The sequence below is a fragment of the Variovorax atrisoli genome (genome assembly GCF_014195185.1).
GTDB lineage: Bacteria > Pseudomonadota > Gammaproteobacteria > Burkholderiales > Burkholderiaceae_C > Variovorax > Variovorax atrisoli.
The window spans coordinates 516,058-534,990 of record NZ_JACIBG010000005.1 but is presented as its reverse complement, the minus strand read 5'-3'; the positions used below and the strand labels follow the sequence as shown (position 1 = coordinate 534,990).

Annotated in this window: 26 protein-coding genes and 1 tRNA gene; 8 read left to right on the top strand and 19 right to left on the bottom strand. The window is 65.2% G+C overall.

All coding sequences use genetic code 11. The features are described from left to right. Window positions 1-128: 128 nt before the first annotated feature. Genes FHY06_RS20325 through FHY06_RS20300 form a run of 6 tightly spaced genes read left to right on the top strand, consistent with a single transcriptional unit; the run spans window position 129 to window position 7,072 of the window. Entirely contained in the window at window positions 129-2,513 is a 2,385-nt protein-coding gene (locus FHY06_RS20325; RefSeq protein WP_184606156.1) for a bifunctional salicylyl-CoA 5-hydroxylase/oxidoreductase, read from the top strand. A gap of 1 nt (window position 2,514) precedes the next feature. Next, window positions 2,515-2,997: a MarR family winged helix-turn-helix transcriptional regulator gene (locus FHY06_RS20320; RefSeq protein WP_126183779.1), complete on the top strand. Its 483-nt coding sequence runs from the start codon at window positions 2,515-2,517 to the stop codon at window positions 2,995-2,997. Then, window positions 2,994-3,848 carry an enoyl-CoA hydratase family protein gene (locus FHY06_RS20315; RefSeq protein WP_019654039.1) on the top strand — a complete coding sequence of 285 codons (855 nt, stop codon included), beginning with the start codon at window positions 2,994-2,996 and terminating at the stop codon, window positions 3,846-3,848. Before FHY06_RS20320 ends, FHY06_RS20315 begins: the two co-directional genes overlap by 4 nt. Before the next feature lie 4 nt (window positions 3,849-3,852). Next, window positions 3,853-5,046 carry an acyl-CoA dehydrogenase family protein gene (locus tag FHY06_RS20310; RefSeq protein WP_126183778.1) on the top strand — a complete coding sequence of 398 codons (1,194 nt, stop codon included), beginning with the start codon at window positions 3,853-3,855 and terminating at the stop codon, window positions 5,044-5,046. Between the two features lie 5 nt (window positions 5,047-5,051). After that, on the top strand, window positions 5,052-6,677 hold the full coding sequence (locus tag FHY06_RS20305) for an AMP-binding protein (RefSeq protein ID WP_184606155.1): 1,626 nt from the start codon (window positions 5,052-5,054) through the stop codon (window positions 6,675-6,677). Next, on the top strand, window positions 6,674-7,072 hold the full coding sequence (locus FHY06_RS20300; RefSeq protein WP_019654036.1) for a RidA family protein: 399 nt from the start codon (window positions 6,674-6,676) through the stop codon (window positions 7,070-7,072). The genes FHY06_RS20305 and FHY06_RS20300 overlap by 4 nt, the downstream gene beginning before the upstream one ends. A gap of 167 nt (window positions 7,073-7,239) precedes the next feature. On the opposite strand, the gene FHY06_RS20295 is transcribed toward FHY06_RS20300, so the two are convergent. The 18 genes from FHY06_RS20295 to rplN form a co-directional block, all read right to left on the bottom strand. Beyond that, window positions 7,240-7,316 (bottom strand) — tRNA-Met (locus FHY06_RS20295). A gap of 18 nt (window positions 7,317-7,334) precedes the next feature. Then, a complete protein-coding gene (gene rplQ / locus FHY06_RS20290) occupies window positions 7,335-7,733 on the bottom strand; it encodes a 50S ribosomal protein L17 (RefSeq protein ID WP_019653979.1) in 399 nt (132 codons plus the stop codon). Between the two features lie 96 nt (window positions 7,734-7,829). Continuing rightward, window positions 7,830-8,819 carry a DNA-directed RNA polymerase subunit alpha gene (locus tag FHY06_RS20285; protein WP_009124827.1) on the bottom strand — a complete coding sequence of 330 codons (990 nt, stop codon included), beginning with the start codon at window positions 8,817-8,819 and terminating at the stop codon, window positions 7,830-7,832. A gap of 142 nt (window positions 8,820-8,961) precedes the next feature. Then, a complete protein-coding gene (gene rpsD, locus FHY06_RS20280; protein WP_019653978.1) occupies window positions 8,962-9,585 on the bottom strand; it encodes a 30S ribosomal protein S4 in 624 nt (207 codons plus the stop codon). A 131-nt stretch (window positions 9,586-9,716) separates the two neighbouring features. Beyond that, window positions 9,717-10,121: a 30S ribosomal protein S11 gene (rpsK, locus tag FHY06_RS20275; protein ID WP_009124825.1), complete on the bottom strand. Its 405-nt coding sequence runs from the start codon at window positions 10,119-10,121 to the stop codon at window positions 9,717-9,719. A gap of 12 nt (window positions 10,122-10,133) precedes the next feature. Beyond that, window positions 10,134-10,499, bottom strand: a complete 366-nt coding sequence (rpsM, locus tag FHY06_RS20270) for a 30S ribosomal protein S13 (protein WP_019653977.1) — start codon at window positions 10,497-10,499, stop codon at window positions 10,134-10,136. Between the two features lie 23 nt (window positions 10,500-10,522). Next, window positions 10,523-10,636, bottom strand: coding sequence for a 50S ribosomal protein L36 (gene rpmJ, locus FHY06_RS20265; protein WP_013544106.1), 114 nt, complete (start codon window positions 10,634-10,636; stop codon window positions 10,523-10,525). Between the two features lie 64 nt (window positions 10,637-10,700). Then, complete coding sequence (gene secY / locus FHY06_RS20260) at window positions 10,701-12,014, bottom strand: preprotein translocase subunit SecY (protein ID WP_019653976.1); 1,314 nt, start codon at window positions 12,012-12,014, stop codon at window positions 10,701-10,703. A 27-nt stretch (window positions 12,015-12,041) separates the two neighbouring features. Then, window positions 12,042-12,473 carry a 50S ribosomal protein L15 gene (gene rplO, locus FHY06_RS20255; RefSeq protein WP_019653975.1) on the bottom strand — a complete coding sequence of 144 codons (432 nt, stop codon included), beginning with the start codon at window positions 12,471-12,473 and terminating at the stop codon, window positions 12,042-12,044. An 11-nt stretch (window positions 12,474-12,484) separates the two neighbouring features. Next, window positions 12,485-12,667 (bottom strand): 50S ribosomal protein L30, encoded by a 183-nt coding sequence (gene rpmD, locus FHY06_RS20250; protein ID WP_019653974.1) that lies wholly within the window; start codon window positions 12,665-12,667, stop codon window positions 12,485-12,487. Window positions 12,668-12,702: 35 nt separating this feature from the next. Further along, window positions 12,703-13,221: a 30S ribosomal protein S5 gene (gene rpsE, locus FHY06_RS20245; protein ID WP_019653973.1), complete on the bottom strand. Its 519-nt coding sequence runs from the start codon at window positions 13,219-13,221 to the stop codon at window positions 12,703-12,705. An 18-nt stretch (window positions 13,222-13,239) separates the two neighbouring features. Beyond that, complete coding sequence (rplR, locus tag FHY06_RS20240; protein ID WP_026346312.1) at window positions 13,240-13,605, bottom strand: 50S ribosomal protein L18; 366 nt, start codon at window positions 13,603-13,605, stop codon at window positions 13,240-13,242. Between the two features lie 14 nt (window positions 13,606-13,619). Continuing rightward, window positions 13,620-14,153, bottom strand: a complete 534-nt coding sequence (rplF, locus tag FHY06_RS20235) for a 50S ribosomal protein L6 (protein WP_019653971.1) — start codon at window positions 14,151-14,153, stop codon at window positions 13,620-13,622. A 24-nt stretch (window positions 14,154-14,177) separates the two neighbouring features. Continuing rightward, entirely contained in the window at window positions 14,178-14,573 is a 396-nt protein-coding gene (gene rpsH / locus FHY06_RS20230) for a 30S ribosomal protein S8 (protein ID WP_019653970.1), read from the bottom strand. 20 nt (window positions 14,574-14,593) lie between these two features. Then, a complete protein-coding gene (gene rpsN, locus FHY06_RS20225) occupies window positions 14,594-14,899 on the bottom strand; it encodes a 30S ribosomal protein S14 (protein ID WP_019653969.1) in 306 nt (101 codons plus the stop codon). Window positions 14,900-14,907: 8 nt separating this feature from the next. Then, window positions 14,908-15,447, bottom strand: a complete 540-nt coding sequence (gene rplE / locus FHY06_RS20220) for a 50S ribosomal protein L5 (RefSeq protein WP_019653968.1) — start codon at window positions 15,445-15,447, stop codon at window positions 14,908-14,910. A gap of 11 nt (window positions 15,448-15,458) precedes the next feature. Beyond that, window positions 15,459-15,791, bottom strand: coding sequence for a 50S ribosomal protein L24 (rplX, locus tag FHY06_RS20215; RefSeq protein ID WP_019653967.1), 333 nt, complete (start codon window positions 15,789-15,791; stop codon window positions 15,459-15,461). Between the two features lie 12 nt (window positions 15,792-15,803). Beyond that, a complete protein-coding gene (gene rplN, locus FHY06_RS20210) occupies window positions 15,804-16,172 on the bottom strand; it encodes a 50S ribosomal protein L14 (RefSeq protein WP_009124801.1) in 369 nt (122 codons plus the stop codon). A 220-nt stretch (window positions 16,173-16,392) separates the two neighbouring features. Between rplN and FHY06_RS20205 the strand changes: the two genes are divergently transcribed. Both FHY06_RS20205 and proC read left to right on the top strand, forming a co-directional pair. After that, window positions 16,393-17,574, top strand: coding sequence for an esterase-like activity of phytase family protein (locus tag FHY06_RS20205; protein WP_184606154.1), 1,182 nt, complete (start codon window positions 16,393-16,395; stop codon window positions 17,572-17,574). After that, window positions 17,571-18,428 carry a pyrroline-5-carboxylate reductase gene (gene proC / locus FHY06_RS20200; protein WP_126183775.1) on the top strand — a complete coding sequence of 286 codons (858 nt, stop codon included), beginning with the start codon at window positions 17,571-17,573 and terminating at the stop codon, window positions 18,426-18,428. The genes FHY06_RS20205 and proC overlap by 4 nt, the downstream gene beginning before the upstream one ends. 16 nt (window positions 18,429-18,444) lie before the next feature. Here proC and FHY06_RS20195 read toward each other — a convergent pair whose 3' ends face one another. After that, on the bottom strand, window positions 18,445-18,930 hold the full coding sequence (locus FHY06_RS20195; RefSeq protein ID WP_019653964.1) for a MaoC/PaaZ C-terminal domain-containing protein: 486 nt from the start codon (window positions 18,928-18,930) through the stop codon (window positions 18,445-18,447). Between the last annotated feature and the right edge of the window lie 3 nt (window positions 18,931-18,933).

Below are 18,933 nucleotides of genomic sequence, written 5' to 3'. Positions count from 1 at the left end.
GCCATGGTATTGATTTTTCCAAGCTTTTGCATGACTTCCCGTGTCGGCGCAAGCCGCGATCTGCGGCGGCTTCGGGCCTGCGCGAACCCGGATTGACATTGGATTGTTTATGTCTAAACTATTTAGCCATGAACAGCCTCGACCCGTCCAAGTCCGCTCCCGCCTCGGACCTCCAACGCATCCTGTGCATCGGCGGCGGGCCGGCAGGCCTGTACTTCGCCCTGCTGATGAAGGCGCGCAACCCAGCGCTGCAGATCACCGTGGTGGAACGCAACCGTCCCTTCGACACCTTCGGCTGGGGCGTGGTGCTGAGCGACCAGACACTGGCCAACCTGCGCGCGGCCGATGCGCCGACCGCGGCACTCATCGGCAACGAGTTCCACCATTGGGACGACATCCAGGTCTTCTTCAAGGGCCGCCAGGTGCGCTCGGGCGGCCACGGCTTCTGCGGCATCGGCCGCAAGCGACTGCTCAACATCCTGCAGGAGCGCTGCCTCGAGCTGGGCGTCGAGCTGGTGTTCGAGACCGACGTCTCCGACGACCAGGCGATGGCCGCCAAGTACAAGGCCGACCTGGTGATCGCCAGCGACGGCCTCAACAGCCGCATCCGCCAGCGCTACGCCGACGTGTTCAGGCCCGACATCGACCTGCGCAACTGCCGCTTCGTGTGGCTGGGCACGCACCAGACCTTCGACGCCTTCACCTTCGCCTTCGAGCAGACCGAGCACGGCTGGTTTCAGGCGCATGCCTACCAGTTCGACGACAAGACCTCGACCTTCATCGTCGAGACGCCCGAGGCCGTCTGGAAGGCCCACGGCCTCGACCAGATGGAGCAGCCCGAGGCCATCGCCTTCTGCGAGAAGCTCTTCGCCAGGTACCTCGGCGGCCATTCGCTCATCAGCAACGCCACGCACCTGCGCGGCTCGGCCAACTGGATTCGCTTTCCGCGCGTGGTGTGCGAGCGCTGGACGCATCGCATCGACGTCGAGGGCCGCTCGGTGCCCGTGGTGCTGATGGGCGATGCGGCACACACGGCGCACTTCTCGATCGGCTCGGGCACCAAGCTGGCGCTGGAAGACGCGATCGACCTGGCCAACGAGTTCGCACGGGGCGGCACGGTCGACCACGTGCTCGAAGGCTACGAGGCGCGCCGCAGCGTCGAGGTGCTGAAGATCCAGAACGCCGCGCGCAACTCCACGGAGTGGTTCGAGAACGTGCCGCGCTACACGGGCATGCAGATCGAGCAGTTCGCGTACTCGCTGCTCACCCGCTCGCAGCGCATCAGCCACGAGAACCTGCGCCTGCGCGACACGCAGTGGCTCAGCGGCTACGAGCAGTGGCTCGCAGGCGGCAAGGCGATGCCGCCGATGCTCATGCCGCTGAAGGTGCGCGGGCTCACGCTGAAGAACCGCATCCTGGTGTCGCCCATGGCCACCTACAGCGCGGTCGACGGCGTGCCGCAAGACTTCCTGCTGGTGCACCTGGGCGCACGCGCCCTCGGCGGTGCGGCCATGGTGTTCGTCGAAATGACGAGCCCGACGCCCGAAGGCCGCATCACGCCCGGCTGCACGGGCCTCTACAACGACGCACAGCAGGCCGCGTTCAAGCGCATCGTCGACTTCGTGCACACGCAGTCGAGCGCCAAGATCGCGATGCAGCTCGGCCACAGCGGACCCAAGGGCTCGACCCGCGTGGGCTGGGAAGGCACCGACGAGCCGCTCGAAAGCGGCAACTGGCCGCTGCTGGGCGCGAGCGCGCTGCCCTACGGCGAACAGAACCAGCTGCCCGCCGCCATCACCCGCGCCGAGATGGACACGCTGCGCGACCAGTTCGTCGACTCGACCCGCCGCGCCGCCGAGTGCGGCTTCGACTGGCTCGAGCTGCACTGCGCGCACGGCTACCTGCTGTCGGCCTTCATCAGCCCGCTCACCAACCTGCGCACCGACGAATACGGTGGCGACATCGAGGCGCGCTGCCGCTACCCCCTCGAAGTGTTCCGCGCCATGCGCGCCGCATGGCCCGCCGACAGGCCGATGAGCGTGCGCATCTCGGCGCACGACTGGGCGCCCGGCGGCAACACCGATGCCGACGCCATCGTGGTCGCGCGCCTGTTCAAGGACGCCGGCGCCGACTTCATCGACGTGTCTTCCGGCCAGACCACGCGCGCCGCGAAACCGGTGTACGGCCGCATGTACCAGACGCCGTTCTCCGACCGCATCCGCAACGAGGTCGGCATCTCGACCATCGCGGTGGGCGCCATCACCGATGCCGACCAGGCCAACAGCATCATCGCGGCCGGCCGCGCCGACCTGTGCGCCATCGCGCGCCCGCATCTTGCCGACCCTGCCTGGACCCTGCACGAAGCCGCCAAGCTGCAGAGCCGCGACATCGAATGGCCGCGGCAGTACCTGAGCGGCCGCGACCAGATGTACCGCGAGATCGCCAAGCAGCAGCAGCTCGCGGCCGCCGCCAATGCGGCGATGGCCGCGCAGAACAGCGAGGAGACGCACTGACATGGACCTCGAAGCGCGCGCGCACAGCGAACATCCCGAGGCGCTGCGGCTGTGGCTTCGGCTGCTCACCTGCACCCAGTTGATCGAGAAGCAGGTGCGCAACGAACTGCGCTCGCAGTTCGCCACCACGCTGCCGCGCTTCGACCTGATGTCGCAGCTCGAGCGCTCGCCCGAGGGCCTCAAGATGAACGAGCTCTCGCGCCGCATGATGGTGACCGGCGGCAACGTGACCGGCATCACCGACCAGCTCGTGTCCGAAGGGCTGGTGGAGCGCATCAACGTGGAGGGCGACCGCCGCGCGTGGCGCGTGCGCCTCACGCCGCGCGGGCGCAAGCTCTTCAATGAAATGGCGCAGCAGCACGAGGACTGGATCGTCGAGGCCTTCGCGGGCCTCAGCGCCAAGGAGATCGCGCAACTGCACAAGCTGCTGGGCAAGGTCAAGCAGCACTCGCATAACCAACTACTGATGGCGGAGACCGAATGAAGCACTACATCGGCGCGGGCAATCCCATGCGCGCGCAATTCGAACCCAAGGCGGCCTACAAGGCGGAGCACTTCGCATGGAGCTTCGAGGCCGGCGTGGGCACCATCACGCTGAACCGGCCCGATCGCAAGAACCCGCTGACTTTCGACTCGTACGGCGAGCTGCGCGACCTGTTCCGTGCGCTGGTCTACGCCACCGACGTGAAGGCGATCGTCGTGACCGGCGCTGGCGGCAATTTCTGCTCCGGCGGCGACGTGCACGAGATCATCGGCCCGCTGACCGGCATGCGCATGCCCGAGCTGCTGGAGTTCACGCGCATGACGGGCGATCTGGTGAAGGCGATGCGCGCCTGCCCGCAGCCCATCGTCGGCGCGATCGACGGCGTGTGCGCAGGTGCCGGGGCGATGATCGCGCTGGCCTGCGACCTGCGCTACGGCTCGCCCGCCACGCGCACCGCTTTCCTGTTCACTCGCGTGGGCCTCGCCGGCGCGGACATGGGCGCGTGCGCGCTGCTGCCGCGCGTGATCGGCCAGGGCCGCGCGTCGGAGCTGCTCTTCACCGGCCGCGCGATGACGGCGCAGGAAGGCCATTCGTGGGGCTTCTTCAACGCACTGCACGAAAGCGATGCGCTGCTCGAGGCTGCCACCAAGGTCGCGCGCGACCTCGCCGAAGGCCCGACCTTCGCGCACGGCATGACGAAGACGATGCTGTCGCAGGAATGGTCGATGACCATCGACCAGGCCATCGAAGCCGAAGCGCAGGCACAGGCCATCTGCATGCAGACCGAGGACTTCAAGCGCGCCTACGAAGCCTTCGCCGCCAAGCGCAAGCCGGTCTTCGGCGGGGACTGACGCGATGTTGACCAAGGCTCCCGCACCACCTTCGACGGCGCACCTTGCGCTGCCCTTCTTCGACGACGCACACCGCGCGCTGGCCGACGGCCTGCTGCCCTGGGCCGACGCGCAGCAGGTCGACGAGCATGACGACCGCGCGGCCTGCCGCGACTGGGTCCAGCGCCTCGGCGCCGGCGGCTGGCTGCGCTACTGCGTACCGGGCAGTTCCGGTGGCGCACTGGAGCGGCTCGACTCGCGCGCCCTGGTGCTGCTGCGCGAGACGCTCGCCTACCACTCGCCGCTGGCCGACTTCGCCTTCGCGATGCAGGGCCTGGGCAGCGGTGCGATCACGCTCGCAGGCACGCCGCAGCAACACGCCGACTACCTGACCGCCGTGGCCAAGGGCAGCAAGATCGCGGCCTTCGCGCTCAGCGAACCCGAAGCCGGCTCCGACGTGGGCGCGATGGCGATGCGCGCCGAAGCGACCGCCGACGGCTGGAAGCTCGACGGCGAGAAGACCTGGATCAGCAACGGCGGCATCGCCGACTTCTACTGCGTGTTCGCGAAGACCGACCCGGCGGGCGGCACGCGCGGCATCACCGCCTTCATTGTCGATGCGAAGACGCCGGGCCTCGACACCTCCGCGCACATCGACGTGATGGCGCCGCACCCGCTGGCCACGCTGCGCTTCGAGAACTGCGTCGTGCCGCGCACCGCGCAGCTGGGTGAGCTCAACGGCGGCTTCAAGCTCGCGATGCGCACGCTCGACATCTTCCGCGCCTCGGTGGCCGGGGCGGCGCTCGGCATGGGCCGGCGCGCGCTGGCGGAAGCGATCGCCCATTCGAAGAAGCGCCGCATGTTCGGCCAGACGCTGGCGGACTTCCAGCTCACGCAGGCGAAGCTCGGCGAGATGGCCGCGCTCATCGACGGTGCAGCGCTGCTCACCTACCGCGCCGCATGGATGCGCGACGACGCCGAGCGGCGCGGCGCACCGGCAGTGGGCGACGTGTCGGCCGCCGCGGCCATGGCCAAGATGTGCGCGACCGAGAACGCGAGCCGCGTGATCGACATGGCGCTGCAGATGCACGGCGGCCTCGGCGTGAAGGTTGGCACGAAGGTTGAAAGCCTCTACCGCGACATCCGCTCGCTGCGCATCTACGAGGGCGCGACGGAAGTTCAACAACTGATCATCGGCAAATCCGTTCTACGGGGATAAACACCGTGTCTGCCCAAGTCGACCGCTTCGTTCACGACCGCTTGCCGCCCGCGGCACAGCTGCCCGTCTTTCGCTACGAACTGCCCGAGCTGCAGTTGCCCGACCAGCTCAACCTGGTCGAGGAACTGCTCGACAAGGCCGCGGCGAAGGGCTTCGGCGACAAGCCGATGCTGCGCTCGCCGCAGGGCACGCTGACCTATGCGCAGGCGGCCGTCGAGGTCAATCGCATCGCGCAGGTGCTGGTCGAGGATCTCAAGCTGGTGCCGGGCAACCGCGTGCTGCTGCGCGGCGGCAATTCGGTGGCCATGGCCCTCGCATGGCTCGCAGTGGTGAAGGCCGGGCTGATCGCGGTGGCGACGATGCCGCTGCTGCGCGCCAAGGAGCTGGGCGACATCATCGAGAAGGCCCAGCCCGTGGCCGCGCTGTGCGACGGGCGACTGCTCGAAGAGCTGGCGATCGCACAGCGGGAGCATCCGGTGCTCGCCACGGTGGTGGCGTTCAACAAGCCCGATGCCGACGACTCGCTGTCGGCGCGCGCAGCGAAGAAGAGCGGCGTGTTCCAGGCCTGCCCCACGGCGTCGGACGACATCGCGCTGCTGGCTTTCACCTCGGGCACCACAGGCAAGCCGAAGGCCCCTGTCACCACGCATCGCGACGTGCTCGCGATGTGCCAGACCTGGCCGCGCCACGTGCTGCGCGCGCGCAGCGACGACATCGTCGTGGGCTCGCCGCCGCTGGCCTTCACCTTCGGGCTCGGCGGACTGCTGGTGTTTCCGATGTGGGCCGGCGCCTCCGTCTACTTCCCCGATGCGCCGTTCACGCCCGAAGGGCTGGTGAAGCTCATCAACGAGGTCGGCGCGACCATCTGCTACACGGCGCCCACGTTCTATCGCCAGATGGCGCCGTTCGTGAGGCAGCACGGCATGCCCACTCTTCGTATCAGCGTGAGCGCCGGCGAAGCCCTGCCCGACGCCACGCGGCAGCTATGGAAGGAGGCCTCCGGCATCGAGATGCTCGACGGCATCGGGGGCACCGAGGTCTTCCACATCTACATCTCGGCCGCGGGCGCCGACGTGCGCCGTGGCGCGGTCGGAAAGGTCGTGCCGGGCTTCACCGCGAAGGTGGTGGACAACCAGGGCAACGAAGTGCCGCGCGGAACGGTCGGCAAGCTCGCGCTGCAGGGGCCCGTGGGCTGCCGCTATCTCGACGATCCACGGCAGACCGACTACGTGAAGAACGGCTGGAACTATCCGGGCGATTCCTTCGTGCAGGACGACGATGGCTACTTCTTCTACCAGGCACGCGCCGACGACATGATCATCACAGCCGGCTACAACGTCGGCGGTCCGGAGGTCGAGGACGCGCTGCTCAAGCACCCTGCGGTGGCCGAGTGCGGTGTGATCGGCAAGCCCGATCCGGAGCGCGGCATGATCGTGAAGGCGTTCTGCGTCCTCAAGCCGGGCAACGAAGGCAATGCCGCCCTTGTGAAGACATTGCAGGACCACGTGAAGGCGACCATCGCGCCGTTCAAATACCCGAGGGAGATCGAGTTCGTGCCGGCCCTGCCGCGCACCGAAACCGGCAAGCTCCAGCGATTCAAACTGAGACAACCCAACACAACGACATCATGATCAACAAACTCCTGCAACCCGAAGGCTGGCTGCCTCCCAAGGGCTATGCGAACGGCGTCGCCGCGCGCGGAACGATGCTGTTCATCGGCGGCCAGATCGGCTGGAATGCACAGCAGCAGTTCGAATCGGACGACTTCATCGACCAGTGCGGCCAGGCGCTGCGCAACATCGTCGAAGTGCTGCGCGCAGGCGGCGCCGGTCCCGAGCACATGGTCCGCATGACCTGGTACGTGACAGACCGCGACGAATACAGCCGGCGGCTGGGCGAACTCGGCCCGGTCTACCGCGAAGCGATGGGCCGCAACTTCCCGGCCATGACCTGCGTGCAGGTCGCGGCACTGGTGGAGCATCGGGCGAAGGTCGAGATCGAAGTGACTGCGGTCGTTCCGGACTGACCCTTATCGCCGGGCCAAAACAGGAATGCCCTCATTGCGAGGGCATTTCTTTTTGCGATTCCTTGTCCGATTCCTTTTGCCTTTGGCGGCAGCGGATCGGCAAAGAAAGAACGACAAAAGAGCGAAAAAGAAAAAGGCCCTTTGATTTCTCAAAGGGCCTTTCAATTTGGTTGCGCGAGCAAGATTTGAACTTGCGACCTTTGGGTTATGAGCCCAACGAGCTACCAGGCTGCTCCATCGCGCGGCAGACTTAGATTATAGCTTATTCAGCGGCGTTTTGCTCGGCTGCGTCTTCTTTAATTTCAGGACGATCAACCAGTTCGACGAGCGCCATGGGTGCATTGTCGCCAACGCGGAAACCCATCTTCAGGATGCGGGTGTAGCCGCCCGGACGCGTTGCGAAACGCGGGCCGAGGTCGCCGAAGAGCTTCACGACGCTGTCGCGGTTGCGCAGGCGGTCGAAGGCCAGGCGCTTGTTGGCGACGGTGGGCTTCTTGGCCAGGGTGATCATCGGCTCGATGACGCGGCGCAGTTCCTTGGCCTTGGGGACCGTGGTCTTGATGACTTCGTGCTCGATGAGCGAATTCATCATGTTCTGCAGCATCGCGAGGCGGTGCGAGCTGGTGCGGTTGAGTTTGCGGAGTCCGTGTCCGTGACGCATGGTGCTTTCCTTTACTTTATAAAAACAGGCAGCCGTGTCAGGTACTGCCCGGTGCACTGGCCCTTTTCAGGGGGCCTCTTTCCAAAATTCAAATAATCAACGCTTGTCGAGGCCGGCCGGCGGCCAGCTTTCGAGCTTCATGCCCAAGGTCAGGCCACGCGAGGCGAGCACTTCCTTGATTTCGTTGAGCGACTTGCGACCCAGGTTCGGGGTCTTGAGCAGCTCGTTCTCGGTGCGCTGGATCAGGTCACCGATGTAGTAGATGTTTTCGGCCTTCAGGCAGTTGGCCGAACGCACCGTCAGTTCGAGTTCGTCGACAGGGCGCAGCAGGATCGGATCGAACTGCTGTGCGCTGCGCGGAGCCGGAGCATCGAACGCAGCGAGTTCGCCGCCTTCGAGCTGCGCGAACACGGCGAGCTGCTCGACCAGGATTTTAGCCGATGCGCGCACAGCGTCTTCGGCGGTGATCGCACCGTTGGTCTCGATCTCGACCAGCAGCTTGTCCAAGTCGGTGCGCTGCTCCACGCGGGCGCTCTCGACGGTGTAGCTCACGCGCTTGACAGGCGAGAACGAAGCGTCGAGGACGATGCGGCCGATCGACTTGGTCGGCTCGTCCGCATAGCGGCGCATCGTGCCGGGCACGTAGCCGCGGCCCTTCTCGACCTTGATCTGCATGTCGAGCTTGCCGCCTTGCGACAGGTGGGCGATCACGTGGTCGGGGTTGATGATCTCGACGTCGTGCGGGGTCTGGATGTCGGACGCCAGCACCGGGCCTTCGCCGTCCTTGCGCAGGCTCAGCGTGACTTCGTCGCGGTTGTGGAGCTTGAACACCACGCCCTTGAGATTCAGCAGGATGTTGACGACATCTTCCTGCACGCCGTCGATCGACGAGTACTCATGCAGAACGCCAGCGATCGTGACTTCGGTGGCCGAGTAGCCCACCATGGACGACAGCAGCACGCGACGCAGCGCGTTGCCGAGCGTGTGGCCATAGCCACGCTCGAAAGGCTCGAGCGTCACCTTGGCCTTGTTGGCGGCAAGTTGCTCGACCTGGATGGTCTTGGGTTTCAGCAGGGTGGTTTGCATGCAGACTTCCTCTCAATACCCCCGGCTCGTTACACCGGTAAGGCTGGTGAAGCACCTGAGCCGCGGCAGAGCGCGGAACAGGAACGTGAACAACAAAAACAATCTCCCGCCAGCGCGTGAGAGCGCAGGCGGGTAGAAAAAATCAACGCGAATACAGTTCGACGATCAGCGATTCGTTGATGTCGGCTGCGAATTCGTCGCGATCGGGCACCTTCTTGAACGTGCCTTCGGCCTTGTCGGCATTTACGTCGACCCATGCCGGAATACCGACTTGCTGGGCGAGTTGCAGTGCTTCGACAACGCGGGTCTGCTTCTTCGACTTCTCGCGCACGGCGATCACGTCGCCGGTCTTGACCAGGTACGACGGGATGTTGACCGACTGGCCGTTCACCGTGATCGCCTTGTGCGACACGAGCTGGCGCGCTTCGGCGCGGGTCGAGCCGAAGCCCATGCGGTAGACGACGTTGTCCAGGCGCGATTCGAGGATCGACAGCAGGTTGGCACCGGTGTTGCCACGGCGGCGATCGGCTTCTTCGAAGTAGCGGCGGAACTGCTTCTCGAGCACGCCGTACATGCGCTTGACCTTCTGCTTCTCGCGCAGCTGCAGACCGTAGTCGGAGGTGCGCTGACCCGAGGTGCGACCGTGCTGGCCGGGCTTGGAGTCGAACTTGGCCTTGTCCTGGATCGAACGGCGAGCGCTCTTCAGGAACAGGTCGGTGCCTTCACGGCGGGAAAGTTTGGCCTTGGGGCCGAGGTAACGTGCCACGATTTTTCCTTTGTGTCATCTGCCGCAGTTGCCTGCGGGAGCCAGCAGCGATTTGCCGATGGCGGTGGGCTTAGTAAAAAAACAAACGCGCAGCCGCTATTCAAAGCCGGCTGCGCCTTGCGGACTGACGATCAGATGCGGCGACGCTTCTGGGGACGGCAGCCGTTGTGCGGAACGGGCGTCACGTCGGCAATGGAATTGATCCGGATGCCGAGCGCAGCCAGTGCGCGCACCGACGATTCGCGACCTGGGCCGGGGCCCTTGATCTCGACGTCGAGGTTCTTGATGCCTTGTTCGACAGCAGCACGGCCGGCCACTTCGGAAGCGACCTGCGCAGCGAACGGCGTCGACTTGCGCGAGCCCTTGAAGCCCTGGCCACCCGACGAAGCCCACGACAGGGCGTTGCCCTGGCGATCGGTGATCGTGATGATGGTGTTGTTGAACGAAGCGTGCACGTGAGCGATACCGTCCGCGACGTTCTTGCGAACCTTCTTGCGAACGCGCTGTGCGGCGTTGTTTGCAGGTGCTTTAGCCATGCTGTTCTATCCTTATTTCTTCAGGGACTGCGCAGCCTTGCGCGGACCCTTGCGGGTGCGGGCGTTGGTGCGCGTGCGCTGGCCGCGCATCGGCAGGCCGCGACGATGACGGAAGCCGCGGTAGCAGCCGATGTCCATCAGGCGCTTGATGTTCATCGTCGTCTCGCGACGCAGGTCGCCTTCGATCGTGAACAGGGCGATCTGGTCGCGGATCTTCTCGAGATCGGCGTCGGTCAGATCCTTGATCTTCTTCGAATACTCGATGCCGCTCGCTTCGCAGATCTTGCGGGCGCGGGTGCGACCGATGCCGAAGATGGCGGTCAGGCCGATCTCAGCGTGCTTGTGCGGCGGGATGTTGATGCCAGCAATACGTGCCATGTGCGTCCTCTAATACTCTTCAATCAACCCTGGCGCTGCTTGTGGCGCGGGTCGGTGCAGATCACGCGCACCACACCCTTGCGGCGGATGACCTTGCAATTACGGCAGATGGTTTTGACCGAGGCCGAAACTCTCATTTCACTCTCCTAAAACTGTTTAACGTGGCGGTCTACCGCCCGGACTCAATACTGAAACACAGCCCTACGATGTCTTGAAGTTCGCCTTCTTCAGCAGCGATTCGTACTGCTGGGACATCATGTAGTTTTGCACCTGGGCCATGAAGTCCATCGTGACGACCACGATGATCAGCAGGGAGGTACCACCGAAGTAGAACGGCACGTTGTACTTCAGGATCAGGAACTCTGGCAGCAGGCAGACGAAGGTGATGTACACCGCGCCCGCCAGCGTCAGGCGAACCAGAATCTTGTCGATGTAGCGAGCGGTCTGGTCACCCGGGCGGATGCCAGGGATGAATGCACCACTCTTCTTCAGGTTGTCGGCCGTTTCCTTGCTGTTGAACACGAGCGCCGTGTAGAAGAAGCAGAAGAAAACGATCGCAGCGGCATACAGCAGCACGTAGATCGGCTCGCCGGGACGCAGCGCGCTGGCGACATCCTTGATCCAGCGGAAGCCGCCGTCGCCGGTGCTGAACCAGCCGACCACCGTTGCCGGCAGCAGGATGATCGACGAGGCGAAGATCGGCGGGATCACGCCAGCCATGTTCAGCTTCAGCGGCAGGTGCGACGACTGGCCGCCATACACCTTGTTGCCAACCTGGCGCCGCGCATAGTTCACGAGGATCTTGCGCTGGCCGCGTTCAACGAACACCACGAAGTAGGTGACCAGCACCACCACGGCGACGATGAAGAGCGCGACGATCACGTTCATGGCGCCGGTACGCACCAGCTCCAGCAGGCCGCCGATGGCGTTCGGCAGGCCGGCCGCGATACCCGCGAAGATCAGGATCGAGATGCCGTTGCCCAGACCGCGTTCGGTGATCTGCTCGCCGAGCCACATCAGGAACATGGAGCCTGCCGTCAGGCTCACCATGGCGGTGATGCGGAAGCCGAAGCCGGGCGAAATCACCAGGCCGGCCGACGACTCGAGAGCCACCGCGATGCTGAACGACTGGAAGAGGGCCAGGCCCAGCGCGCCGTAGCGCGTGTACTGCGTGATCTTGCGGCGACCGGCCTCGCCTTCCTTCTTCAATTGCTCGAAGGTCGGAAGCACGTAGGTCATCAGCTGCATGATGATCGACGCCGAGATGTACGGCATGATCCCCAACGCGAACACGGTGAAGCGCGACAGCGCCCCGCCCGAGAACATGTTGAACAGGCTCAGAATGCCGCCCTGCTGGCCCTGGAACAGCGCAGCCAGCTGGTCCGGGTTGATACCCGGCACAGGGATGTGGGCGCCGATCCGGTAGACCACGAGCGCGAGCAGCAAGAAGACGAGCCGGCGACGGAGGTCACCGAACTTGCCTGTCTTTGCGATCGTTGCCGCGTTAGTTGCCACGAAGAACTTCTTTCAGTCCGATGATGATCAGGCGATGCTGCCGCCGGCGGCTTCGATAGCAGCCTTGGCGCCAGCCGTTGCGCCCACGCCCGTCAGCTTGACGGCCTTGGTGAGCTCACCGGTCTTCACGACCTTGACGACCTTGGCGAGCTGGCCCACGAGGCCGGCTTGCTTCAGCGCCAGGATGTCCACTTCGGCCAGGCCGAGCTGCTCGAGAGCGGTCAGCGTGACTTCGGCGTTGAACTTCAGCAGGTGCGACTTGAAACCACGCTTCGGCAGGCGACGCTGCAGCGGCATTTGACCGCCTTCGAAGCCGACCTTGTGGAAACCGCCTGCGCGCGACTTCTGGCCCTTGTGGCCGCGACCCGAGGTCTTGCCCAGGCCGGAACCGATACCGCGGCCGACACGGCGCTTGGCGTGCTTGGCGCCATCCGCCGGCTTGATGCCATTGAGTTCCATATCAGTCTCTCTTACAGGACTTTGACCAGATAACTGATCTTGTTGATCATGCCGCGCACCGCGGGCGTGTCTTGCAGCTCGCTCACGCTGTTGAGCTTGCGCAGGCCGAGGCCGCGCACGGTCGCGCGATGCGATTCCTTGGTGCCGATCGGGCTCTTGACCAGTTGCACCTTGAGGGTCTGTTGTTGCGTCATTTGAATGCTTCCTTGAGGCTTGCGACGGCCTGCGCTCAGGCGAAGATTTCTTCGACGGTCAGGCCGCGCTTGGCAGCCACTTCGCTGGCGGTCGTCGAGTTCTTCAACCCGTCGAGCGTGGCGCGAACCATGTTGTACGGGTTCGACGAACCATGGCTCTTGGCCACGATGTCGGTGATGCCCATCACTTCGAACACGGCGCGCATCGGGCCGCCGGCGATGATGCCGGTACCCTTGGGAGCCGGGTACATCACGACCGTCGAAGCGCCGTGGTGGCCCTGCACCTGGTGGTGCAGCGTGCCGTTCTTGATCGAAACCTTCAGCAGGTTGCGACGCGCTTCTTCCATTGCCTTCTGCACCGCAGCGGGCACTTCCTTCGACTTGCCCTTGCCCATGCCGACGCGGCCATCGCCGTCACCGACCACGGTCAGCGCTGCGAAACCGAGGATACGACCACCCTTCACCACCTTGGTGACGCGGTTGATCGCGATCATCTTCTCGCGCAAACCGTCCTCGGGGCCTTCGTTCTGCGTTCTTGCCTGAATCTTTGCCATTTTGAATCTCGTGTCCGGTTAGAACTGCAGGCCGGCTTCGCGGGCGGCTTCGGCCAGCGCCTTGACGCGGCCGTGGTAGGCGAAACCTGCGCGGTCGAATGCGACCTTCTCGATGCCGGCAGCCTTCGCCTTTTCAGCGATGCGCTTGCCGACGGCGGTGGCTGCAGCGGCATTGCCGCCCTTGCCCGAACCGCCGAGCGAGGTACGCACTTCGGCTTCTGCCGTCGATGCGGTTGCAATCACCTTGGCGCCGTCGCCGGAGATGACGGTGGCGTAGATGTGCAGGTTGGTGCGGTTCACCGTCAGACGGGCCACGCCCTGCGTCGCAATGCGGATGCGGGTCTGGCGCGAGCGGCGGAGACGCTGTGCTTTTTTGGTCAACATCATTTTGCTGCCCCTTACTTCTTCTTGGTCTCTTTGATCACGATCTTCTCGTCCGCATAGCGGATGCCCTTGCCCTTGTAGGGCTCTGGCGGACGAACGGCACGGATCTCAGCGGCCACCTGGCCGACGCGCTGGCGGTCGGCACCCTTGATCACGACTTCGGTCGGGGTGGGCGTCGTCACCGTGATGCCCTGGGGCATGTCGATGTTGACGGGGTGCGAGTAGCCGACCTGGAGGTTCAGCTTGGCGCCCTGGGCAGCGGCCTTGTAGCCCACACCGATCAGGCTGAGCTTCTTCTCGAAGCCCTTGGTCACACCGACCACCATGTTGTTCACGAGCTGGCGAACCGTGCCGCTCATCGCGTTGGCTTCACGCGATTCGTTGGCGGGCTCGAAGCTCAGCTTGCCGTCCTTGCTGACGACGTTGACCAGCGCGTTGCGCGACAGGTTGAGCGTGCCGCCCGTACCCTTGACGCTGATCTGGTCTTCCTTGATCGACACATCCACGCCTGCGGGGATGGCGACCGGCGATTTTCCTACTCGGGACATTTCAGTTACTCCTCGATGTCTCGGTTAGGCGACGTAGCACAGGACTTCGCCGCCGACACCGGAGGCGCGAGCCTTGCGGTCGGTCATCACGCCCTTGGGGGTCGTGACGATGGCGACGCCGAGGCCGTTCTGGACTTGCGGAATGGAAGCGCTGGCCTTGTAGACACGCAGGCCGGGGCGGCTCACACGCTCGATGCGCTCGATGACCGGACGGCCAGCGTAGTACTTCAGCGAGATTTCCAGTTCGCTCTTGCCGGCTTCGGTCTTGACCTGGAAGCCGTCGATGTAGCCCTCGTCCTTCAGGACTTGTGCGATCGCGACCTTCACCTTCGAAGACGGGACCGACACGGTGGGCTTCGCCACCATCTGCGCGTTGCGGATACGCGTCAGCAGGTCGGCAATGGGATCACTCATGCTCATGTTGTTTGCTCCTGCCTGGCTTACCAGCTGGCCTTGGTGACACCGGGGATGTCGCCGTTGAAAGCCAGTTCGCGGATCTTGGCGCGGGCCAGACCGAATTGACGGAAGGTGCCACGGGGACGACCGGTGATTTCGCAACGGTTGCGCTGGCGCGTGGGGTTCGCGTTGCGCGGCAGCTTCTGCAGCGCCAGGCGAGCAGCGGCGCGCTCTTCCTCGGTCTTCTTCAGGTCGTTGGAAGCCGCCTTCAGTTCGGCGTGCTTCGCTGCGAACTTGGCAACCAGCTTGTCGCGCTTGAGTTCGCGCTGGATCAAAGATGCTTTAGCCACAGGTCACCTCAGTTCTTGAACGGGAAACGGAAGCCGGCCAGAAGCGCCTTGGCTTCTTCGTCGGTCTTGGCCGTCGTCGTGATGCTGATATTGAGACCGCGCAGGGCATCGACCTTGTCGTACTCGATCTCGGGGAAAATGATCTGTTCCTTGACGCCGATGTTGTAGTTGCCACGGCCGTCGAAAGCGCGGCCGGAGATACCACGGAAGTCGCGAACGCGCGGCAGCGCGATGGTCACGAAGCGATCCAGGAACTCGTACATGTGCACGCCACGCAGCGTGACCATGCAGCCGATCGGCTGGTTCTCACGGATCTTGAAGCCGGCGATGGCCTTCTTCGACTTGGTGACCACGGGCTTCTGGCCAGCGATCTTGGTCAGGTCGGCGACTGCGTTCTCGAGAACCTTCTTGTCGGCGACAGCTTCACCCACACCCATGTTCAGGGTGATCTTGGTGAGGCGCGGGACCTGCATCGGCGACGTGTAGCCGAACTTTTCCGTCAGGTCTTTCGCGATCTTTTCGCGATAGTGTTGTTGGAGACGTGCCATGTGAGTACCTCTTAGGCGAACTTGATTTCTTCGCCGCTCGACTTGAACACGCGAACAGCCACGCGCTTGCCGTCAGCATCCTGGGTGACCTTGACGCCCACGCGATCGGCCTTGCCGGTCGCGGCGTTGAAGATCGCCACGTTGGATTGGTGAATCGGCATGGCCTTCTCGACGATGCCACCGGTCGTACCCTTCAGGGGGTTCGGCTTGGTGTGCTTCTTGACGAGGTTGATGCCTTCGACGACCACATGCGAGTCGTCCTTGCGCAGCGAGACGGTGCCCCGCTTGCCCTTGTCACGGCCGGCCAACACGATGACCTGGTCGCCCTTGCGAATCTTGTTCATGGCGTTGTGTCCTTAGAGAACTTCGGGGGCCAGCGACACGATCTTCATGAACTTCTCGGTGCGCAGTTCGCGCGTGACCGGTCCGAAGATGCGGGTGCCGATGGGCTCCAGCTTGGCGTTGAGCAACACTGCTGCGTTGCCATCGAATTTCACGAGCGAGCCGTCGGCGCGGCGGATGCCCTTGGCGGTACGCACCACCACAGCGCTGTAGATCTCGCCCTTCTTGACGCGACCACGCGGAGCGGCTTCCTTGATGCTGACCTTGATGACGTCGCCCACGCTGGCGTAACGCCGCTTGGAGCCACCGAGCACCTTGATACACAGGACGGATTTCGCGCCCGTGTTGTCGGCCACTTCGAGCCGGGATTCAGTTTGGATCATTTCTTGATATTCCCAACTTGTACCGATGCGCCTCCAGGAGGGAGGCAAATCAGTCAGTCTTGGGCCCGTCGTCCATACCCCGAACCACTCGGGGCACTTCCGCTTTGGGCTGAAAGCTCCGCCTTTTGAAAGCGAAGCCCGCGATTGTTGCACGCAAGAAGCCGGAAGTCAACAGGCCTGCATGCCCGCAAACGCAGCCACTAGACTGCGGGGCGTGCGCATGCCCGGAAAAACCACCCTTTCGACCTCATCGCTGCTGCGGCGGCGCCTGCTGCTGGCCGGCGGTGCCGGCCTGGCGGGGCTCGGGGGGCTATTGGCACTCCCCGGCTGCAAGGGCGCAGCGACGCCGAAACCGGACGCAGGCCGGCTGCGCCTCCTCGCCGAGGCACGCTGGCCGCACCGCCTTCATATAGAGGGAACCACGGCCGGAGGCCTTTCGGGCATCGACTACGACCCGGTCCGAGGTGAGTACCTGCTCATCAGCGACGACCGGTCGGATCTCGCTCCCGTGCGCTACTACACCGCGCGCTGGCCCTCCCCGCAGGCCGCGCCGCCGGAGCCGGTCGGCGTGGTGCAGTTGCAACGCCCCGGCGGAGGCCCCTGGCCCAACCGCCGCAACGCGGTCGACGGCCTGCCGGTGCCCGACCCCGAGGCCCTGCGGCTGCGCCCCGCGACCAACACCCTGCTGTGGACCAGCGAGGGCGACGTCGCCCGCGGATTCGGCCCGGCGCTTTACGAATCGGCCCGCGACGGGCGCTTTCTGCGCGAATTCCGCATGCCGGCGATGTTCCCGCCCGACCCGGCCGAGCGTCGCGGCCCGCGCGACAACCTGACCTTCGAAGGCGTCAGCCTCACGCCCGATGGCCGCTTCGCCTGGCTGGGAATGGAAAACGCCCTGATCCAGGACGGCCCCGAACCCACCATTGGCGCCCCCGGCGGCCCCTGCCGCTTCACCCGGATCGATCTGGAGACCGGCCAGGCCGACCGCCAGATCGCCTACGTTCCCGACGCCATCCCGCTGCGCCCGCTGATCCCGGGCAGCTATGCCGACAACGGCGTGAGCGAGATCCTGATGCTCGACGCCGACCGCATGCTGGTGCTGGAGCGCGCCTACGCCACCGGTCGCGGCAACTCGCTGCGCCTGTATGAAATAGACACCCGCGCGGCCAGCGACGTGCTCGCCGTCGACACGCTGGCGCCCGGCAACCACCGGCCGGCGGCCAAGACGCTGGTGGCCGACTTCGCCGCGCTTGGCCTGTCGAGGCTCGACAACACCGAAGGCATGTGCTGGGGCCCGCCGCTGCCCGGCGGCGGGCGCATGCTGGTGGTCGTGAGCGACGACAATTTCAATCCGCTTCAAATCACCCAGTTCGCCGCCTTCGAATACGCCGACCGACCATGACCATCGCCGTGACCTTCCTGCCCCGCACCGGCCCTGCGCCGCTGCCTCCCGTCGCCTTCATCGGGGGCGGCAACATGGCCAGCGCCATCATCGGCGGCCTGATCCAGCAAGGCACCCCGGCGGATGCCTTCGAGGTGGTCGAGCCTTTCGATGAAGCCCGCGCGAAGCTGGCGCAGTCCTTCGGCATCGTCGCCAGGCCGGAGGCGAGCGAGGCGCTGTCGCGCTGCGGCGTGATGGTCTGGGCGGTCAAGCCACAGACCTTCGCCGATGCCGCGAAGGCGGTGCGTCCCTTCGCCACCCAGGCCTTGCATCTGAGTGTGGCCGCCGGCATTCCCTCCGGCAGCATCGCGCGCTGGCTCGGCACCGAGCGCGTGGTGCGCGCCATGCCCAACACCCCCGCACTGGTCGGCAAGGGCATGACCGGCCTGTTCGCGCGGCCCGGCGTCGAGAGCGCCGACCGCTCGACGGTCGGCCAGCTGCTGGCGCCCACCGGCGAGCTGCTCTGGGTCGACACCGAACCGGCGCTCGACGCCGTCACCGCCATGTCGGGCTCCGGCCCGGCCTACGTGTTCTATTTCATCGAGGCGATGACCGAGGCCGGCGTCGAGATGGGCCTCACGCCCGAACAGGCCCAGCGGCTCGCCATCGGCACCTTCGTGGGCGCCTCGTCGCTGGCGCACAGCGCGACCGAGCCGCCGTCGGTGCTGCGCGAGCGCGTGACCTCCAAGGGCGGCACGACCTACGCGGCCATCACCTCGATGCAGTCGGCGGACGTGAAGTCGCAGTTCAAGACCGCGATCCGCGCGGCACAGAAGCGTGCCGCGGAACTGGGCGAGGAATTCGGCCGCGGCTGACGAGGCGAGGCAGGGCTCAGTCCAAGGCCAGCGCGCGCGGGCCGAGCACGAACAGCCATTCGGCGGCCAGCGTGACGGTGCCGTCTTCGAGTTCCAGCCAGACCTCTTCCTTCAGCAGGAAGCTGTCGCCAGCCTTCGGCGTCACGTCGGCGATGCGCACCCGCGCCCGAAAGCTCGCGCCCACCGGCATCGGCCGCACGAAGCGCAGGCGGTCGAAGCCGTAGTTGAGGGCGTGGTTGGAGTCGAAGGGCAGCAGCGTGCGCATGGCCTCGCCGGTCAGCCGGATCAGGTGCGACACCTGGAAGAAGCCCTGCACGATGGTGCCGCCGTAGCCGGCCTCGCGCGCGGCGCGCTCGGGGTCGAGATGGATCCACTCGCCTTCGCCGTCGCCCGAGAGCTCCGAATAGCGGTCGACCATCTCCTGCGTGATGCGATGCCAGCCGGAGTGGCCCTCCTGGCCGATCTTGAGCTTCAGCCGCTGCAGCAGCGCGTCGGACGTCATGTT

Coding starts and splice junctions, on each gene's coding strand:
- rpsM (WP_019653977.1), bottom strand. CDS start 10,499: ATGGCACGTATTGCTGGCATCAACATCCCGCCGCACAAGCACGCTGAG.
- rplO (WP_019653975.1), bottom strand. CDS start 12,473: ATGGAACTCAATGGCATCAAGCCGGCGGATGGCGCCAAGCACGCCAAG.
- FHY06_RS20315 (WP_019654039.1), top strand. CDS start 2,994: ATGAAGCACTACATCGGCGCGGGCAATCCCATGCGCGCGCAATTCGAA.
- FHY06_RS20320 (WP_126183779.1), top strand. CDS start 2,515: ATGGACCTCGAAGCGCGCGCGCACAGCGAACATCCCGAGGCGCTGCGG.
- FHY06_RS20285 (WP_009124827.1), bottom strand. CDS start 8,819: ATGCAAACCACCCTGCTGAAACCCAAGACCATCCAGGTCGAGCAACTT.
- FHY06_RS20325 (WP_184606156.1), top strand. CDS start 129: ATGAACAGCCTCGACCCGTCCAAGTCCGCTCCCGCCTCGGACCTCCAA.
- FHY06_RS20300 (WP_019654036.1), top strand. CDS start 6,674: ATGATCAACAAACTCCTGCAACCCGAAGGCTGGCTGCCTCCCAAGGGC.
- rplF (WP_019653971.1), bottom strand. CDS start 14,153: ATGTCCCGAGTAGGAAAATCGCCGGTCGCCATCCCCGCAGGCGTGGAT.
- rpmJ (WP_013544106.1), bottom strand. CDS start 10,636: ATGAGAGTTTCGGCCTCGGTCAAAACCATCTGCCGTAATTGCAAGGTC.
- rplX (WP_019653967.1), bottom strand. CDS start 15,791: ATGAACAAGATTCGCAAGGGCGACCAGGTCATCGTGTTGGCCGGCCGT.
- proC (WP_126183775.1), top strand. CDS start 17,571: ATGACCATCGCCGTGACCTTCCTGCCCCGCACCGGCCCTGCGCCGCTG.
- rplR (WP_026346312.1), bottom strand. CDS start 13,605: ATGTTGACCAAAAAAGCACAGCGTCTCCGCCGCTCGCGCCAGACCCGC.
- FHY06_RS20205 (WP_184606154.1), top strand. CDS start 16,393: ATGCCCGGAAAAACCACCCTTTCGACCTCATCGCTGCTGCGGCGGCGC.
- rpsE (WP_019653973.1), bottom strand. CDS start 13,221: ATGGCAAAGATTCAGGCAAGAACGCAGAACGAAGGCCCCGAGGACGGT.
- rplN (WP_009124801.1), bottom strand. CDS start 16,172: ATGATCCAAACTGAATCCCGGCTCGAAGTGGCCGACAACACGGGCGCG.
- FHY06_RS20310 (WP_126183778.1), top strand. CDS start 3,853: ATGTTGACCAAGGCTCCCGCACCACCTTCGACGGCGCACCTTGCGCTG.
- rplQ (WP_019653979.1), bottom strand. CDS start 7,733: ATGCGTCACGGACACGGACTCCGCAAACTCAACCGCACCAGCTCGCAC.
- rpmD (WP_019653974.1), bottom strand. CDS start 12,667: ATGACGCAACAACAGACCCTCAAGGTGCAACTGGTCAAGAGCCCGATC.
- rpsH (WP_019653970.1), bottom strand. CDS start 14,573: ATGAGCATGAGTGATCCCATTGCCGACCTGCTGACGCGTATCCGCAAC.
- rplE (WP_019653968.1), bottom strand. CDS start 15,447: ATGGCACGTCTCCAACAACACTATCGCGAAAAGATCGCGAAAGACCTG.
- rpsK (WP_009124825.1), bottom strand. CDS start 10,121: ATGGCTAAAGCACCTGCAAACAACGCCGCACAGCGCGTTCGCAAGAAG.
- FHY06_RS20195 (WP_019653964.1), bottom strand. CDS start 18,930: ATGACGTCCGACGCGCTGCTGCAGCGGCTGAAGCTCAAGATCGGCCAG.